The organism is Aliiglaciecola aliphaticivorans (genome assembly GCF_054782055.1).
Map to the genome: position 1 here is coordinate 126,650 of NZ_BAAGTF010000020.1, position 17,652 is coordinate 144,301.

The following is a 17,652-nucleotide window of genomic DNA, read 5'->3' on the forward strand; positions in this document are numbered from 1 at the left end:
AGCAAATAATTTTATTTAAGTTACAAGTAACTTGAAAACTAACTATTACCTTTATTTTTGGGTAACCACCTTATTTTCATACCTAAGCCCTACATCAGATAACCAAAACCTGTCTTAACTAAGCTAAATTTACTACCATCAATAAAGTCTTTCCGTAGGAAGCAGGTTAACTAACGAGATTAGTTACTTAAAATAGCTCAAAACGACACGAAATATGAGAATTGAAGAATGAGTGTGATCTATAGCAAAACGTATCAACACGGATCTCTGCGTCAATATGGCGTCGGAATGATTGAAGTGTTAGTGACGCTATTTATACTGTCAATTGGCATATTAGGAGTTGCTTCCTTACAGTTTATTAGCTCGTTTTCAAACTCAGACGCATTAAATCGTTCGCAATCGGTGATGGTTGCACAACAACTAAGCGAGCGTCTTCGTGCGAGCGCACGGATGTCATTAATTGGCGATGGATTGGTCGTTGACGAAAAATACTTTGATAATGATATTTATAACTTTGATAACCTTGCATGTGCTTCTACTGCATCAGAGTACAATTGTTTTTGTTTATCGAAACCTGCTGACATTCCAGATTGTGCTGGTGGTCAATGTAGCGCTGCTGAATTTGCTGTTTATGATGGATATGAAGTTTCTTGTTCGGCAGTTTCATCCAATCCAACGGTTACCCTTAGTGTAAGTTGCGACGATAACAATGCAGTTGACGGCGAACTCTGCAGCACAGGTTCCAGGGTGAGTATTGTTTTATCCTGGCCAATAGAAAATTGGAAAAATATTGATCGTACCTTAAACGAAGAGTGTTTAAGCGACGAAGATGAGCCGCGCGATTGCGTCAAGTTGGATGTGTTGTTATGAAACCATTCAATCGTTTTCAAGGTGGCTTTAGTTTAGTTGAAATTATGATTACGTTGACCCTGGGGTTACTCATCACCGCAGGGATCATTCAAGTTTTAGTGAGCAACAGTTTAACGGAAAGGCTCAATCGCTCATTGTCATCTACCCAAGAAAGCGGTCGTTTCATTATCACGCGATTGCGCAACGAATTTTTGATGGCGGGTTTATATGATGTGTTAGATCCCGCGTTAAATACCGATCAAGATGTGGTCTTAGAAAGTGCATTCGTCACTAATCATCCGGTTATTTTACCTGGCGACTTTACTGCCTTTGCTGACGTAGGATCAGCGCAAGGAGTGGATGGTGCTAATGATACGGTAGCAATAGCACTCCAGGCGCAAACGGACTGTCGGGGTTATAAGTTAGGTTACGCTGATGGCGAGGAATTTTTCGTCGTCAATGAGTATTTTGTGGATGGAAGAACCCTTAAATGCAGAGGCTTTGATGGACGCGTGTTACGTGGTCAACGAGTTGCTGTAGGACACGATGGGCATTCGGCAACGGCTATCCTGGACGAAGTTGAAAATTTTCAAGTTCAATATGGCTACACCAATAATTTATTAACGGGAGATAACTCTGGTCGACCCGTTAGCTATGTGACAGCCGACCAATTGCCTGGAATATTAGCGAATAATGGGCAGGTCGTCGCAATTCGTATAGCGGTATTGCTTAAAGGGGACGCGGAAGTACCATTAAACTCAACCCCAAGCTTCAAATTATTGAATGAAACAGCAATTTCACCCACAGATAAACGCTTATTTAAATTATTTGAAACCACAATCACGTTACGAAATGCGAAGAATCTGATGCGAAGTAGAAAAGTATGAAACAACAAGGTTTAGTCATGGTGTTTGCACTATTGGTGCTAATGAGTTTAACCGTTCTTGGTGTGGCTTCAGTATCCAGTAGTTTAATGCAAAATAAAATGGCGGTATCAATGGAAAAGCAATCACTGGCTTTTGATGCTGCTGAATCTGCAATTGCAGGTGTTGTATTTGAATCCGAAGACGAAGTATTGCTTTCTGATCCCGACAAGCTCGATCCCTTATCCCAAGCCAGAATGGGGGATGCTGTGGACTTAGTGAATGATGATATGAGTTGTTTCAATGATGAAGACTGGACCAACCGTGCCGTTACTGCCGCTAATGGATTATCAACCAATACTGTCCACGTAGCTGAAGGGCTTTACGATGATAATCCAGCGATTAGCAGTTGGTCTAGAACCGCTTTTATTGCAGAACGCGCATGTTTAGGATCCAGTAATGTGATAGGTGGAAGTAACATTAATTGTCATGTTTTTATTATTAAAGGTTGCGGAAGAATGGAAGGATCCAAGTTTGCTGTAGCTAACACGTTAAGTGCATCGGTTTTTGCGCCGGCGTCACAATAGCGAGGTTGTATTTATGTCTATTCAAAAAACGCTGCATACCGGTTTAGCTTGTCTATTTTCCTGCATGATAGTGTTCTCAGCCTTTGCTGATGATCTAGAAATTTACCTTGGCAGCTCTGATGCCGCCGTTGAATATTATCCAAATGTTTTATTTATCATGGATACATCCGGCAGTATGGACTCTAAAGACGGTACGGGTGAAACGCGCATGTTGCGGGTACAAAATGCGTTAAAAGAAACCTTAGGTTCGGTTACTAATATCAATGCTGGTCTAATGCGCTTCTCGGATTATGGTGGCCCTGTGCTGTATCCGGTAAGTCAGATAGATTCTAGTGTATTACCTGTGTTGACTAAAACTATTGTTGGTGGGAATGATGATGCTCACGAAATTTCGGGCAGCGTAAACCTGACTAGCTCTGATGTACGACTTTCCTATGGCACCGAAGTAGTTACCAGCGGCTTTCGTTTTCAAGAGTTGAATATACCCCAAGGCGCGACTATTACTAGCGCTTATCTGCGCTTTACTTCTGCCCAGTTAAATACCTCAGCCACCTCATTCAATATACGGGCAGAATTGGTGTCCGATGCGACTGAATTCAGTGATACTAATTACGATATCTCTGACCGTACTCTTACTGCCAACGAGGTTGAGTGGAGCAGTGATAATAGTTGGCCATTAGCGGGGGAAACCATTCCCTCGCCAGATATAACCAATGTGTTACAAGAGGTGATTGATCAATCCAGTTGGTGTGGTCAAAATGACTTGAACATCATCATTGAAGGGACAAGTGTTGATAGTTCCAGTAACCGCAAAGTTGAATCTTTCGAAGATGGTTCGGGTTCAGGTGTGCAACTCGTTGTTGCCTACGATAGTTCTTCGGCAGCTGGATGTGTAAAAGGCAACAGTACGTACCAAGTTGCTTCGAATGATGATAATGCTGAAGAGCGCACCAACGGCTATGAATCTACAGGAACGGAGTTAACCTTTAATCCATCTTACAATGCCTATGTTGGCATGCGATTTAGAAGCCTAGCTTTGCCACAAAATGCTGTTATCACAAACGCTTATATTCGATTTACGGCTTATCAAAATCGCACTGGCAGCGGTGCATCTTTTGTCATCAGAGGGATTAACCAAGCTGATCCTGGAAATTTTAAATACTATTCACGATATAGACTCAGAGACGATCCGAAAACGTCCGCATCGGTGACATGGGGAAGCATTCCTAGCTGGTATAAAAACTATACTTACGAAACTCCTGATTTGTCTTCAATTGTTCAAGAGTTAGTCGACCGAGGAGATTGGGAGTCGGGTAATGATATGTCTTTTGTGGTGTCTGATATCACAGGTAATAGAGGTGCTTATGCATACAAAGGGAAGCCTTCGGCCGCTCCGATATTAGTGGTGGAGTATCAAGGATTATCAACTCCAGGAGCGACTTCAACGGTCAGGGAGCATTTAATCGGTAAAGTGGATGAATTAACAGCAAACGGTTACACACCTATTGTTGATACCCTATTAGAGGCGACGAATTATTATGGTGGGCGAGCCGTGGACTACGGTTTACAACGTGGCCCAAGTTCTGTGTCTTCCTCTGTGCGAAAAAGTACCAGAGTCAGTCATCGATTATCTTACATTGGTGATAACTCTGTGCTCCCGTATGGCTGTACTGAGGATAATTTAAGTTCTAGCTACTGTGTTAGTGAGTACATACCTTCTGGCGCGGTCTATGATACGCCTATACAAGATCAGCAATGCCAGACAAATAATCATATTGTTCTATTATCTGATGGTGAAGCTAACTATAACCACAGTGTATCGAAAATTCAGGCGTTGTTGGGTAAGAACTGTACCGGTAGTGGAGGGGAAAAATGCGGTGTTGATTTAGTGGAAAACATCGGCGATTTGGGCGACTCAGCCATTGATACGCGGATCATCACTCACACCATCGGCTTTGCAACTAGCAGCAGTGCCAGTGCTTTTTTAAATCAGCTCGCCATCAATGGAGGAGGGGGGTTTTATGAAGCTGATAATTCCGCAGATCTGGTCACCGCATTTTCATCCATTTTGAAAACCGTTAAAGATGTGAATACTACGTTCGTGTCTCCAGGGGTTGCCGTGAACCAGTTAAATCGATTAACCCACAATGATGAACTTTACTTTGCCTTATTTAAGCCCTCCGAAGGGGCAATTTGGCCAGGAAATTTAAAGCGCTATCGCATAGATGGCGATCAAGTCTTAGATCAAAATGGTTTAGAAGCGGTAGATGAAGGCACTGGATTCTTTTCTGAAAATGCCCATAGCTACTGGTCTGTATTGGCTGATGGCAATGATGTTAGAGAAGGTGGTGCCGCCAGCAGAATGAATCTGACCCGCAACATATACGCCTTCGAGGGCAGTGGCGCTATTGCCGTGGATGCAAATCAAATACATGAGAGTAATACCAGTATTACTGAAAGCGACCTGGCAATTTCAGCTTTACCCGACTCAGGGGTACTACGTAGTGATATTCTCAAATGGGTGAGAGGCGTCGATGTGAGGGATGAAGATGGTGATGGAGATTTTACGGATGTTCGCTTAGCCATGGGAGACCCGATTCATTCTCAGCCTATTATTGTTAATTACTCTGATACCGATAGTGCAATTTTAGTGGCGACTAATCACGGTTTATTGCATTCTTTTGACCCAACTTCTGGCAGTGAAAATTTTGCGATTATGCCCAAAGAATTGCTTTCTAACCAGTATGATTTATATAAGGACGGTTCCTCTTACAATCATATATACGGTTTAGACGGCGATATGGTCTTGCGTACTACCGATAATGATATCTATCTTTATGTTGGTATGCGAAGAGGCGGCAGAAATTATTATGCCTTTGATATTACGAACAAAACATCACCACTTTTAAAATTCGAAATCCGTGGTGGCAGTACAGGCTTCGAAAAATTAGGACAAAGCTGGTCAAGACCTACAGTGACAAAAATTAAAATAGGTTCAATAACAAAAGATGTACTAATTTTTGCTGGTGGTTACGATGACTCCCAAGACGATAAAGAACTACGTAGCGCTGATTCAGTCGGTAACGCTGTTTATATGGTCGATGCAGATACAGGAAGTTTATTGTGGAGTGCCAGTAATTCTGATGCAGATTTGGTGTTAACAGATATGCAGTACAGCATCCCTGCTAGAGTCTCAGTGATTGATAGAGAAGGGGATGGTATCGCTGATCACATGTATGTTGCCGATATGGGTGGCCAGCTATTTAGATTAGATATTCATAATGGTAGTGGGGTTAGTGAGCTGGTTACTGGCGCGGTAATGGCTAAATTTGGTGGTGACACAGCTGAAGATAATAGACGTTTCTTTTATGGCCCAGATGTCTCAGAGATTAACCTCGGCAATGATCACTATTATGCCGTAGCCCTTGGGTCAGGCTATCGTGCTAAACCGCTGAACAGTGTTATTCAAGATCACTTTTATATGATCAAGGATGAAGGTGTCTTTACCCTTGATGAAGATGGTAATTACACCCTACCTGCTTCGCCATATCTTATTTCTGATTTATACGATGCGACCGCACATTCGTTGACCTCAAGTGATGAAACGGCCAAGGAAATTGCCATATCGGAATTTGCGAGTAAACATGGCTGGTATTTGACCTTAGGAAGCGGTGGAGAAAAGGTGTTAGCCTCCCCTTTGATCATTGACTACAAGTTGTTTTTTACAACCTACCTACCAGCCACCGCCAGCGATAGTTCCTGTGCGCCTCCAACCGGTAATAGCCGCGCCTATCTGGTTAATTTGGTCAATGCTAATGCAGTGACTGACTTAAATTATGATGATGAGTTCTCTAATGAAGACAGGTATGCGCAATTGCAGCAAACTGGTATTGCCCCGGAAACAAAAATTCTTATTGAAGATATCACTACTCCTGTTGTGTGTTTAGGAACTGAATGTACCTCCGCGGTGATTGATGTTGACGAAGATGGCGATCCACTAGCATGTGGAACCGCATTTGAATGTTTAGCTGAAAATATTTATGGGCGTTTTGAACGCGTGCTGAAAAACAGTTGGAAAACTGAAATTGAGCGAGAGTAATAAGAGGAATGATGATGCATAGTAATTGGAACAAGGGTTTTACGCTTATTGAATTAATGATAACGGTGGCAATTGTCGGTATTATTACCAGTATTGCTTATCCAAGTTATCAAGGTTATTTGAAAACCAGCAATAGAGGAGCTGCGCAGTCTGATTTAATGGCGTTAGCTGCGGCCATGGAACGTCATAAGGCATCAAATTATAGTTACAAAGGCGCAGCAGAATCTGCAGCTGATACAGGTAAACCTGCCATTTTCCATAGTTATTCGCCATCCTCTGAACCCGCAACGAATAAAAAATATGATCTCACTATTGAAAGCGTGTCAGCATCTGGGAGCAGCTATATGATAACCGCTACCCCTGTTTCAGGCACATCGCAAGCTGGTGATGGCAACGTTTATTATTATAGTGATGGCAGAAAAGCGTGGGATAAAGACAATAGTAGCTCTTTGTCATCTAGTGAGTATTGCTGGGGCTGTTAAAATTTATTCTAATACCATAAAGGCTCAATATTCATAATATTGAGCCTTTTTTTACTGCTAGCTTGGTAATTAAAAGTTAGGGAACGGTAGGGGTAACTTCGGCTTCTCTGCGCCATTTTTCTAATTCCGCCACCCGCCGAGTTAATGCTCCATTTACCTGGTCTAGGGCAACCAATTTGGCCTGTATATCGCCGATTTCTCGTGCGCTATTGTTACTTGTTGATTTCACTTCGGCTAACAGTGTACTTAATTGGGATAACTCATTCGCCTGCTGAGATAACTGTTCTTCCAATATAGCCAAATTGGTTGTTAACGTGGAGTAGTCACCCTCCATTACCCCCAACGTCTTCTGAGTTTGACTATTTTGTTGTTTTAACTTTTCAGCAAGTTGGTTAATGTCAGTTTGATTTCTGCGCCAAGCGGACGCCCAGAGCTTATCCATTTGCTCCCACAACTCATCTGTCTTTTCCGTTAGTTCAGACACTGTGACCCTAAGGGCTCCAGCGGATTGATCCATTTCCTCGCCAGTTGCAGACAAGCGTCTTTCTAATTCCGATACACGGTCGATGGCATTAGCTAGTTCTGCATCGCTTTGAATTTTTTGCTTATAAAGCCAATAACTTGCTCCGCATGCCGCCAAGGCTATAAGCATCACTAAAAATAGCCAAGCGCCTGAAACACCACTTTTGGGCTCTTTGTCGGTGCTACTGTTCTTTTTGGTTTTGGTTTTGGTTTTCTCTTTCGCTCTTGTGCGCTGAAAAGCTTCTCTATCTTCTTTATCTAGAACGATGTTGGGAAGATCGTTTTCTAATCGTTCGTTTGCCATTACGTCTCATCCAGCCTTTTAAATCTTGGGTTTTTCCATGGGGTTAGTATTGAAATATTGCCTAAACAATATTCTTCACTGTTAATCTTGATGGTAGCGTTTTTTTATGGCTGATGCTATCAATGGCGAAATTATCCTGCATCAGATTTTCATTTTTTAGATAAACTCGGCGCAAATTAAAAAATTAAGCAAAAAAAAGCAGATATTTCTATCTGCTTTTAAAGTCATAGCCGTTGGACTACCTGTGACAACACATTTACTTATGCTGCGTCAGCTTGCTCCGATTCAGCACTGTTATGAATATCAACTAACTCTAAATCAAAGGTATATTCGTCAACTCTTACTGCGAGTTTACGCTTATCGTTGTAATCCATAACCAAGGTGACTTCATCTGAAGTTAATAAACCTCTATCAGCAAAAGTATTCACAATATGCTCGAAAGTTAAAGCAGGTACAACTGGAGTTTGACGCAATTGTTTTTGAATCTTTTTAAGAACTGGCATCGCTGCGTGTTTGGCATCAAATGCTTGTTCATTAATATAATTTCCATCACCTACATTAGACTTCACTAAATGGGTAAGCTCGCTCTTAATGCTAGATTGCTGCATAGTTGCTGCTGAAAGCTGACGAACTAAATCGTCAGAAATGCCTTTTACTGAAGTGCTATAAGTATTTGTGAGTACTCTCATCAAACCACGAGTTGCGGTATTTGGGAAGTTACTTACGAAATTAACTAATGCTTGCTCACCTTGCTGTAAACACCATTGAATTGCATATTCAAAGTACGGCAATGCTTCAGCACGATTAGACACTTTTTGTTCATAGAAACGTATCACCGCCATTGCTGCATAGGTGTAGCTCATAACGTCGCCTAGACGGGCTGATAATAGCTCGGCTTTTTTCAGGTCTCCACCTAAAACGAGTAATGACAAATCGGCTAGTGGTGCAAGCTTTGCTGACATTGCATTTAAGCGTTTTTCGTATTTTTTCACTTCCGGCATTGCACTTTTGGCTGAACGTGCAAAAGGTACATAGCTATTCAACATAGAACGGAAAGAATTAGCCACGCTGAATTTTACCGTTTTTCCTAACACTTTATTAAATTCGGCATCAGCGGTATTGTCTTCACTGTGGATCAAATCAACCATTTCTTTAAGGTAAGGATGACAACGCATTGCCCCTTGGCCAAAAATCATTAGGTTGCGAGTTAAAATGTTTGCACCCTCAACTGTAATTGCAATTGGAAGAGCAGAATAGCCATTTGCCAGGGTATTTTGAGGACCACGTTGAATCGCTTTTCCTGCCTGTACGTCCATGGCAGAGTTTAAGACATCACGACCTAATTCTGTCATATGATACTTGGCAATGGCAGTAACTACAGAAGGTTTCAGTCCTAAACCAAGTCCTTCAGTTGTTAAAACTCGCATAGCTTCTAGAACAAAAGTTTTACCAGCAATATCCGCTAACTTTTCCTGAATACCTTCGAATCGTCCAATAGGTACACCAAATTGCTCACGAACAAAGGAGTACTCTGCGGTTGATTTAAATGCAGTTTGCGCAGTAGCTACACCCATTGCAGGAAGTGAAATTCCGCGTCCGGCACCTAAACATGCCACCAACATTTGCCATCCGCGCCCAATATTTTTTTGGCCACCAATAATAAAGTCCATGGGAATAAACACGTTTTCACCGCGGGTGGTTCCATTATAAAAGCGCACACCCATAGGATCATGGCGATTGCCTAGTTCAACACCGGGATGACTTTTAGGAATTAATGCGCAGGTAATACCCAATTCAAGTGAATCACCTAACAGTTGGTCGGGATCAAACACTTTAAAAGCCAAACCTAGTACGGTAGCAATTGGGGCTAAGGTAATATAACGCTTGTCCCAACTAACGCTAAGGCCAATCACTTCTTCACCTTCCCAGGTACCTTTAGTGACGTAAGCAGCGTCAGGAATTGCACCCGCATCAGAACCGGCTTCAGGGCCTGTTAACGCAAAACAAGGGATATCTTGGCCGACACTCAGTTTGGGTAGCCAATGGTTTTGTTGTGCTTCTGTACCGTAGTGCATCAATAACTCACCAGGGCCTAATGAGTTAGGTACCATAACCGTTACTGCAATCGCACCACTGGTAGCGGCAATAGTCGCCACTATCGTTGAGTTTGCATAAGGACTGAATTCTAATCCTCCAAACTTCTTAGGAATAATCAAGGCGAAAAATTTATTTACTTTTAGAAAGGTAAGTATTTCATCTGGGATATGCTTGCTATTTTGCAATTCAAAATCGTCAATCATACCTAATAGTTCTGTAACCGGCCCATCTAAAAAGGCTTGCTCGTCTTTACTTAGCTTCGCTGCCGGAATATCTCTCAAGGCCTGCATATCTGGCTTACCTTGATAAATTGAAGATTCAATCCAAACATCTCCAGCATCTAATGCTTCTTGCTCGGTTACTGAAATTGGGGGTAACACTTTCTTTAAACTTGTTCTAATACTCATAATTAACACATCCGCTCATCTGACCAGTTGAAGTTAATACTACATGTTTTTAACAAAAGATCAAAAAAAACTGCAATAAAAATCATTGAAATAACTGTCTTTGAAAGGGAGGGGGGACGTAAAGTTTATAATAAACAATATCTTAAGTTGAGTTTTTGGCGTGACTGGAACTACCAATAAATGCCCTTTCGAGCAATTGATGCCGTTTGAGGTGGCCAAATTAGGTGTTTGATGAAGGAGTAAACTATTATCTTATACATCTACCGAATCAAGAATTTGTCGTTATATTGATGTATTGTTAGCAACCAATATTGTATGTTTGCAAAGCGACCAACTTACCCCCCTTTAGAGGATGATAAATGCGCAGTTTGTGGTTGAATATCGTTTTAAATAGACCTTGGTTAACAATTTTCTTAAGTCTTTTGTTTGTTGCTATATGTGGTACAGGAGCCCAGAAATTAGCGTTCAATGGTGATTATAAAGTTTACTTTGAGAAAGATAATCCTCAGCGAATCGCCTTCGAAGAAATGCAGGCTATTTTCAGTAAGAACGAGAATGCAAACATTTTAATTTCGCCTAAAAACGGAAGTGTTTTTAATCCGGTTACATTAAAATTAATTTCTGATTTTACCGAAGATGCCTGGCAAACGCCTTTGTCTAGCCGTGTCGACTCTATTGCTAACTTTCAGCACACTTGGGCTGAAGAAGACGACATGATCGTTGAACAACTTATACTCGACTCTAACAACATCGATGACGAATTAGTTGAACGTGTAAAACGTGTTGCTTTAGTCGAGCCTAATTTACTTAACCGTTTAGTGGATGAGCAAGGCAAAGTTGCCTTAGTGTCGGTAACTGTTAATCTGCCTGAGGGCGATAAAACCAAAGAAACCGGCGAAATTGTAGACTTTCTCACACAGTTAACCAGCAAATATCAGGCGTTATATCCAGATCACGAATTCCACCATACTGGAATCGTATTTATGAATGCTGCTTTCGAATCGGCAGCAAAAGGTGATGCATCAACCTTAGTACCATTGATGTTTGTTGTTATCTTAGTGGTTTTAGGCGTGTTATTAAGATCTTTTATCGGTACCTTGGTGACACTATTAGTCGTCGCTTTCTCAATCGCTGCAACAATGGGAGTGGGTGGTTGGGTAGGCTTTGATTTAACGACTGCTACCGTAAATGTGCCGACCCTTGTTATGACCCTTGCCGTAGCGGATTGCGTTCATGTTATTGCTTCCTTGTTATATGAGATGCGACAGGGCAAGGAAAAAGTAGAAGCAATACAAAGCAGTATGCTATTAAACGTTAAACCTATTTTCATCACCAGTGCAACAACAGCTATTGGTTTTTTGACCCTAAATTTTTCAGATGTTCCCGCATTAGCGGATTTGGGAACATTGACCGCAATGGGGGTGATGATTGCGTTTATCATGTCAATCAGTTTTCTCCCTTCAATTTTACGACTTCTGCCCCTTAAACAGACAAAACAATCAGACTCCAATAATGATAGCTTTGTAAAGATTGGTGAGTGGGTTATTCGTCATCATAAACGCATACTTCCGTTTACTATCGTCGTTGTTGTCGCGGCTGTTGGAGCGTCTTTTATGAACAAAATAAACGATACTCCCGTTGAATATTTTGATGACAGCGCAGAATTCAAAATTGCAGCAGATTATCAAGAGCAAGTTTTAAGTGGCATGACAACCATAGATTTTGCTCTATTTACCGAACAAGAGTCGGGGATAAATGAACCTACTAGTCTGAAACACATTCATGAGTTTAGTCAGTGGCTAAAAGCGCGCCCTGAGGTCGATAACGTATCGACTATCAGTGATGTGTTTTTACGACTTAACAAAAATATGCATGGTGATGATCCCGCGTATTATCGCTTACCTGAAAGCCAACCCATGGCAGCACAGTTTTTGTTGTTATATGAGATGTCGTTACCTTTTAATTTAGACCTAAACAACCAGTTAAATATTGATAAATCAGGAACCCGTATTTTTGTCACCATGCAAACCTTAGGCAGTAAAGAAATTACTGCTTTTGAACAGCAAGCTTATGGGTGGATAGAGGAAAATGCGCCAGAATTACGACTGACTGCGGGCAGTCAAAATTTAATGTTTGCTCATATTGGTGAAGCCAATATGAATAGCTTACTTAAAGGTACAGTTTTAGCGCTCGTTTTAATTAGCGTTATCTTAATGTTTGCACTGAAATCTTGGAAAATGGGAGCCATTAGCTTAATACCAAATCTGTTACCTGCGGCAATCGGTTTTGGTATTTGGGGCGTATATTCTGGTGAAATTAATATGGGCTTGTCAGTCGTATTAAGTATGGCTTTAGGTATAATAGTGGATGACACAGTTCATTTCTTGAGTAAATATCAGCACGCACGGCAACAGAACGAAAGCGCCGAAAATGCAGTAAGATATGCCTTCGGAAGTGTTGGAAAAGCACTTTGGGTTACAACTGTGGTGTTAACTTTAGGGTTTGCAGTGCTCACTTTATCTAGCTTTGCACTAAACTCTGATATGGGGCTGTTAACAGGTATTATTATTGTCGTAGCTTTAATCATCGATTTCCTGTTTTTACCCGCGTTTCTACTGATGTTTGACAAACAAAATTTGTCTGAGGAAGCTAGCAATGAAAATTAATCAAATGCACATTAGATCTCTAAGTATTTATTTAACGCTATTATTTTTGTGCACAATCGGCAAAGAAGGCTTAGCACAAACGCCACAGGAAAAAGGCTTAGAAATCGCCAAAGAGCGTAAACTCCGCGACCGTGGCTGGGAAGATTCTGTGGCTGAACTGACTATGGTTCTGCGTAATTCACAAGGTCAGGAAACTGAGAGAGCGATGCGCTTGCAAGGACTTGAAATATTAGATGGCGGCGATAAATCTTTGACTGTTTTTGATGAGCCTAAAGACGTTAAAGGAACCGCATTCCTAAATTTCACCCATGCACGAGAGCCAGACGAACAGTGGATTTATTTGCCAGCTTTGAAACGTGTGAAACGTATATCTTCACGCAATAAGTCGGGTCCTTTCATGGGGAGTGAATTTGCCTACGAGGATATGACGGCCTTTGAGGTTGAAAAATACACCTTTAAATATTTGGAGGATGACACCTATAAAAATCGGAAAATGTTTGTGGTTGAGCAAACGCCAATCGATGAATTCTCTGGTTATACAAAACAAATAGTATGGATAGATCAAGAGCGTTATATCCCATATAAAATTGAATATTATGATAAGAAAGACAGCTTATTAAAAACCCTTGAATTGGATGAGTATGAGTTATACTTGGATAAATATTGGCGCGCTATGCGTACTGAAATGTTTAATGAGCAAAATGGTAAAAGTACAGAGCTCATTACCCACGAAATCGAGTTTAAAACTGGACTAGAGGACAGTGATTTTGACAAGAATAGTCTCAAACGGGCAAGGTAGTTCTGCAGCTTTTGCGTTGCTGGCATTGTTATCCGCCGGCTCAAGCTCTGCTGCCAGTGACATTGAAATTCGTGGTTCGGCAGTGATTGAACAGCGTTATTTTTTGCAAGATGCACTCTACGATGAACAGGACCGCGCAAACTTTTCTGTTTACGGTGAGGCCGAGATTTATAAGGCATTCAATGATGGTGATGACAGCATCTCTTTTAAGCCTTTTTATCGGATTGATCAAAATGACGATGAACGTACTCATGGAGATATTCGTGAGCTAATCTGGTTACACGTGGGTGACAGTTGGGAAATGCGTACGGGCATTGGTAAAGTATTTTGGGGGCAGACTGAATCGTTACATTTGGTTGATGTTATAAATCAAACAGATTCAATTGAAGCGATTGATGGAGAAGATAAACTCGGCCAACCAATGGTTAACTTTTCGTTGATTAAAGACTGGGGAACCACCTCCATTTTTGTTCTGCCTTACTTTCGAGAACGCACTTTTGCCGGCATAGATGGGCGACCTAGGTTTGCTTTAAATGTTGATACTGATAACCCCATATTTGAATCAAGTGATGAAGAAAAAAATGTCGATTGGGCAGCTCGGTGGCAGCATTCAATTGGCATTTGGGAAATAGGCCTTTCCTATTTTGACGGTACATCTCGGGAACCTATTCTCGTCCCTGAGTTAGATAAAGAGTCGGCATTGCTTAGACCTTATTACCCGCAAATGCAGCAAGCTGGTATTGATTTGCTCGCAGTGATGGGATCTTGGTTAATTAAGTTTGAAGGGATAAGTCGCAATACAACGGCTGAAGATTACAGTGCCTTAGTCGGGGGCTTTGAATATACTACCGTGGGTGTATTTGATAGCCAATTTGATTTAGGTTGGCTGATGGAATACCAGTATGACGGTCGAGACAATACCCTGCTTACTCCTTCCCAAAACGATTTAATGTTAGGAACGCGTGTTGTTTACAATGATATTGATGGCACTGAAATTTTGTTTGGTATTATACAAGACTTAGATGAAAGCAATAGCCGTTCAGGTTTTATCGAAGCATCTAGTCGTATCAGTGACAGCTGGAAATGGCGACTTGATGCTTGGTTTTTCTCTAGTAACTCGCCTGAAGAGCCTATCTATCAATATCGACGTGACGATTTTGTGCAGCTCAGTATGGAGTTCTACTTCTAATTGCAGGCCGCCAATTTGGGCGGCTATTTTCTAATTGGACCAATGTAACTTGATGCAATTACGATGTTATCCAAGTACATCTGGAAATTATGTTTAGGCTTAGCGACTCCACCAAAATAGTAATTCATCCACACTTTTTCTATTTTAAGTTTATCGGTATCTCTATAATACATATTTTTTCGCTCATAAATGAGTATCCCATCAATCCACGCTCTAAATATACCATCTTGTTTTCCCGGCGAATTTAATTTTATATATTGTTCGATGGAATACCAGCGGCCTGGTTGCATAGTCGATAACTCATCGCCCCAAGATACTGTTTTTCCGTATTTGTTTTTGGTGTCTACTTCATAAAGGTAACTACCAATTGGCATTCGTCCGGCCCAATCAGGGTTTGAAGGCGTTACCGTCTTGAAAAATGAACCACGGGCAGACCAACCATTTTTACCATTGTTTGCGCGACCACCCCAGCCAGCCTTGTTATAGGTTCCAGCGAATCCTGGTAACTTTCCGCCGCCGCTAACTTTGGCACCTGGGGCTAACATAGAGTAATACCTAAAGTAGGCTTCTTCTGGTTCAGATCCTGATTGCGCAGCAAAGTAGTAGTCTAGGTTACCTGCTAAGTTATGGGAGGTCCTAAACGGAAGCTTGACGCTATTACCTGCTTGGCCACTAAAATGTCTGATTTTTTGATGCTCTTCAAATTGCAATTCTCCCGTGTTTTTCCACACAGCTTCAGAGATACCAATACTGTGTTTTATATTGCTTAACCAATTTTGATCATCAAAATCATCGGCGTAGTAGACTGCATTATCTTGTTTGATCCCCTTATCTAGTATGTATTTACTTGCTATCCCATCCGTATTTGGCTGCCGAGGAGGCTGAGCATAGTTTATTTGTTGAGTTTGCAAAGAAGATTTACCGTATTGACGGTTAGTCGTAGTTAGAAGGAGTTTAAGATTTTTAAGAGCTTGTAAATCGATATTTTCTTCAAATTGAAATTTTAATAATACTGTATGGCCACCACCAGCCTTAATGATTGGTTTGGAACCATCTGGCTTGCGATTTTTTTTAGCCACAAAGGTATCTATTTCAGCTAATAGTAAGCGTTTATTATTGTCTTCTATAAAGGTTAATTGAGGGGCTTTGTAACCCCCTTTTTCAACACTGTGGAAATCGGCTACCCCTTTATTTCCTTTAGCTGCTGAAATAGTAAGAATCAGAGGGTTAGTTAGTTTAACTGACGATAGGTCAATGCTAATGGTGTGCTCGCGGTCTACATCCTGGACTTCAAACTTATTTATATATTGGGCGTATTGCTTATGAAACTTCGCAAAATTACCTTCTGGCCAATAAATATGGGCTAGATTACTTGCGTAATTGTAGCTAACGCTGTTGTCGAATAATTTTGCACTAGAAGGTAGAGCAAGAAATATTAATAAAAAGCTAGGTACAAATAGATTTTTCATAGTGGCTAGATTAGCTGCGAGAGTTTAATTAACCTTAACATTGTCACGCTCACTTATAAATGCATTCTCCCGAGCTTTTATTCTGCCTTCTAATCTATTGTTATTTATTTTCACTGAAGTTTGCTTATAACGGGCATCGATACCCAAAGAGTTTAATAGGGTGTTACCTGAGATTTCTGTTTCAGTGGCTTTGTTTAAATAGATACTGACATCATTGATACAGTTGAGTACTAAATTGTTTTTTATTTTTCCCTTTGAATGCTCATAGAAACAATCAGTATTTTGGCAAAATTGTTGTTGTGTTCCACCGTCACCAAATGAAAGTCCCACTCTAACATCTATGCTTGATTGATAGGGCAAGTGCCAAGCACAATTCACTACATTGTTACTAAATACGCCGCCAGAGCCTCCGCCTTTCATAAAGCCCCCATAGGTTACGGATATGTTTCCAGTGGACTTACGTGCAAAGTCCGCAATAAAGTTATTATCAATAAGCCAATTATTTCCTCCCACTATATCGATCGGCGTTGCAGGAGTTGCGGTATTTCGTATGCTTTGATTGTAAAAGTCGTTTTGCTGAACCAAAACGTTATCGGCAAATGTTGCAGGTGAGTGTTGATAATTACCATTGGCTTTTAAAGCGGCGTTAAAGTCGATAAATTGATTGTTAATTAATTTTGTTTGGTCAGCGTTACCATACATATGAATTGCGTGTTCACAATATCGTTGTTCCCTACAGGCTCCTTTAAATACAATATTTTCGATCTGCCAATTACTTTTGTCTAAGTAAATCCCTTCTGTATTTCGAATGTTTAAAATGCTGCTACCAGGTACACGGCTTAACAAGCGTATTGGCTTATTGCTAGTACCATGGTGTCTAACCTCAAGACGTTTGGGAATGGAATATTGGCCAGGGGCCAATAGAATGACGTCTCCTTTTTGTGCCTTCAGCATTGCGGCACGCAGCTCTTCAACATTCTGCACCGGATAAAAATGAGAGGCTAAAAGCGACATTGCCTTAATACTGTGAGAATCAATCGCTTTATTGTTATCGAAACCGACCGCAGATCCTGCTTTATCATAGGGAAGAAGAGAAGGTTTTGGAATGAGATTTAGCAGCAAGTCTACACTTTGTAATATCTTTAGCCTAACCCCCCAATTTTTATGCAAATTGATCTGCACATACTGACGTCCTTTTATCGTCAATTCTTTCCCATAGTCTGTTTGCAGCAATAAAATTGCGGCTACGGTTCCAATAAATACTAATGAAATTGTAGCAATGACGTATTTTCTAACGTCTAATGTAATGATGTTCATTA

The 17,652-nt window shown here is 41.0% G+C and carries 12 protein-coding genes; 8 read left to right on the top strand and 4 right to left on the bottom strand.

Annotated features, from left to right (window positions below):
• Positions 1-228: 228 nt before the first annotated feature.
• From pilV to ACYVIL_RS12265, 5 genes are read left to right on the top strand one after another with little or no spacing between them, the layout of a single operon-like run.
• Positions 229-870, top strand: a complete 642-nt coding sequence (pilV, locus tag ACYVIL_RS12245) for a type IV pilus modification protein PilV (RefSeq protein ID WP_460312606.1) — start codon at positions 229-231, stop codon at positions 868-870.
• Positions 867-1,736 carry a PilW family protein gene (locus ACYVIL_RS12250; protein WP_460312608.1) on the top strand — a complete coding sequence of 290 codons (870 nt, stop codon included), beginning with the start codon at positions 867-869 and terminating at the stop codon, positions 1,734-1,736. Before pilV ends, ACYVIL_RS12250 begins: the two co-directional genes overlap by 4 nt.
• A complete protein-coding gene (locus ACYVIL_RS12255; RefSeq protein ID WP_303474403.1) occupies positions 1,733-2,299 on the top strand; it encodes a pilus assembly PilX family protein in 567 nt (188 codons plus the stop codon). Before ACYVIL_RS12250 ends, ACYVIL_RS12255 begins: the two co-directional genes overlap by 4 nt.
• Positions 2,300-2,312: 13 nt before the next feature.
• Complete coding sequence (locus ACYVIL_RS12260) at positions 2,313-6,398, top strand: pilus assembly protein (RefSeq protein ID WP_460312609.1); 4,086 nt, start codon at positions 2,313-2,315, stop codon at positions 6,396-6,398.
• A gap of 11 nt (positions 6,399-6,409) precedes the next feature.
• Entirely contained in the window at positions 6,410-6,880 is a 471-nt protein-coding gene (locus ACYVIL_RS12265; protein ID WP_460312610.1) for a type IV pilin protein, read from the top strand.
• 76 nt (positions 6,881-6,956) lie between these two features.
• Here ACYVIL_RS12265 and ACYVIL_RS12270 read toward each other — a convergent pair whose 3' ends face one another.
• Positions 6,957-7,706, bottom strand: coding sequence for a hypothetical protein (locus ACYVIL_RS12270; protein WP_460312611.1), 750 nt, complete (start codon positions 7,704-7,706; stop codon positions 6,957-6,959).
• Positions 7,707-7,966: 260 nt separating this feature from the next.
• Entirely contained in the window at positions 7,967-10,210 is a 2,244-nt protein-coding gene (locus ACYVIL_RS12275) for an acyl-CoA dehydrogenase (protein WP_460312612.1), read from the bottom strand.
• A 359-nt stretch (positions 10,211-10,569) separates the two neighbouring features.
• Here ACYVIL_RS12275 and ACYVIL_RS12280 point away from each other — a divergent pair, with 359 nt between their 5' ends.
• From ACYVIL_RS12280 to ACYVIL_RS12290, 3 genes are read left to right on the top strand one after another with little or no spacing between them, the layout of a single operon-like run.
• On the top strand, positions 10,570-12,876 hold the full coding sequence (locus ACYVIL_RS12280; RefSeq protein ID WP_460312613.1) for an efflux RND transporter permease subunit: 2,307 nt from the start codon (positions 10,570-10,572) through the stop codon (positions 12,874-12,876).
• Entirely contained in the window at positions 12,866-13,675 is an 810-nt protein-coding gene (locus ACYVIL_RS12285; protein WP_303474397.1) for an outer membrane lipoprotein-sorting protein, read from the top strand. The genes ACYVIL_RS12280 and ACYVIL_RS12285 overlap by 11 nt, the downstream gene beginning before the upstream one ends.
• Positions 13,638-14,864: a hypothetical protein gene (locus ACYVIL_RS12290; RefSeq protein WP_460312614.1), complete on the top strand. Its 1,227-nt coding sequence runs from the start codon at positions 13,638-13,640 to the stop codon at positions 14,862-14,864. Before ACYVIL_RS12285 ends, ACYVIL_RS12290 begins: the two co-directional genes overlap by 38 nt.
• A 23-nt stretch (positions 14,865-14,887) precedes the next feature.
• Here ACYVIL_RS12290 and ACYVIL_RS12295 read toward each other — a convergent pair whose 3' ends face one another.
• Positions 14,888-16,333 carry a polysaccharide lyase gene (locus ACYVIL_RS12295; RefSeq protein ID WP_460312615.1) on the bottom strand — a complete coding sequence of 482 codons (1,446 nt, stop codon included), beginning with the start codon at positions 16,331-16,333 and terminating at the stop codon, positions 14,888-14,890.
• A 24-nt stretch (positions 16,334-16,357) separates the two neighbouring features.
• Complete coding sequence (locus tag ACYVIL_RS12300) at positions 16,358-17,650, bottom strand: chondroitinase-B domain-containing protein (protein WP_460312616.1); 1,293 nt, start codon at positions 17,648-17,650, stop codon at positions 16,358-16,360.
• Positions 17,651-17,652: the final 2 nt, after the last annotated feature.

Bases quoted from the DNA above. Each gene is read 5' to 3' on its own strand.
- pilV (WP_460312606.1), top strand. From the start codon at position 229: ATGAGTGTGATCTATAGCAAAACGTATCAACACGGATCTCTGCGTCAA.
- ACYVIL_RS12250 (WP_460312608.1), top strand. From the start codon at position 867: ATGAAACCATTCAATCGTTTTCAAGGTGGCTTTAGTTTAGTTGAAATT.
- ACYVIL_RS12255 (WP_303474403.1), top strand. From the start codon at position 1,733: ATGAAACAACAAGGTTTAGTCATGGTGTTTGCACTATTGGTGCTAATG.
- ACYVIL_RS12260 (WP_460312609.1), top strand. From the start codon at position 2,313: ATGTCTATTCAAAAAACGCTGCATACCGGTTTAGCTTGTCTATTTTCC.
- ACYVIL_RS12265 (WP_460312610.1), top strand. From the start codon at position 6,410: ATGATGCATAGTAATTGGAACAAGGGTTTTACGCTTATTGAATTAATG.
- ACYVIL_RS12270 (WP_460312611.1), bottom strand. From the start codon at position 7,706: ATGGCAAACGAACGATTAGAAAACGATCTTCCCAACATCGTTCTAGAT.
- ACYVIL_RS12275 (WP_460312612.1), bottom strand. From the start codon at position 10,210: ATGAGTATTAGAACAAGTTTAAAGAAAGTGTTACCCCCAATTTCAGTA.
- ACYVIL_RS12280 (WP_460312613.1), top strand. From the start codon at position 10,570: ATGCGCAGTTTGTGGTTGAATATCGTTTTAAATAGACCTTGGTTAACA.
- ACYVIL_RS12285 (WP_303474397.1), top strand. From the start codon at position 12,866: ATGAAAATTAATCAAATGCACATTAGATCTCTAAGTATTTATTTAACG.
- ACYVIL_RS12295 (WP_460312615.1), bottom strand. From the start codon at position 16,333: ATGAAAAATCTATTTGTACCTAGCTTTTTATTAATATTTCTTGCTCTA.
- ACYVIL_RS12300 (WP_460312616.1), bottom strand. From the start codon at position 17,650: ATGAACATCATTACATTAGACGTTAGAAAATACGTCATTGCTACAATT.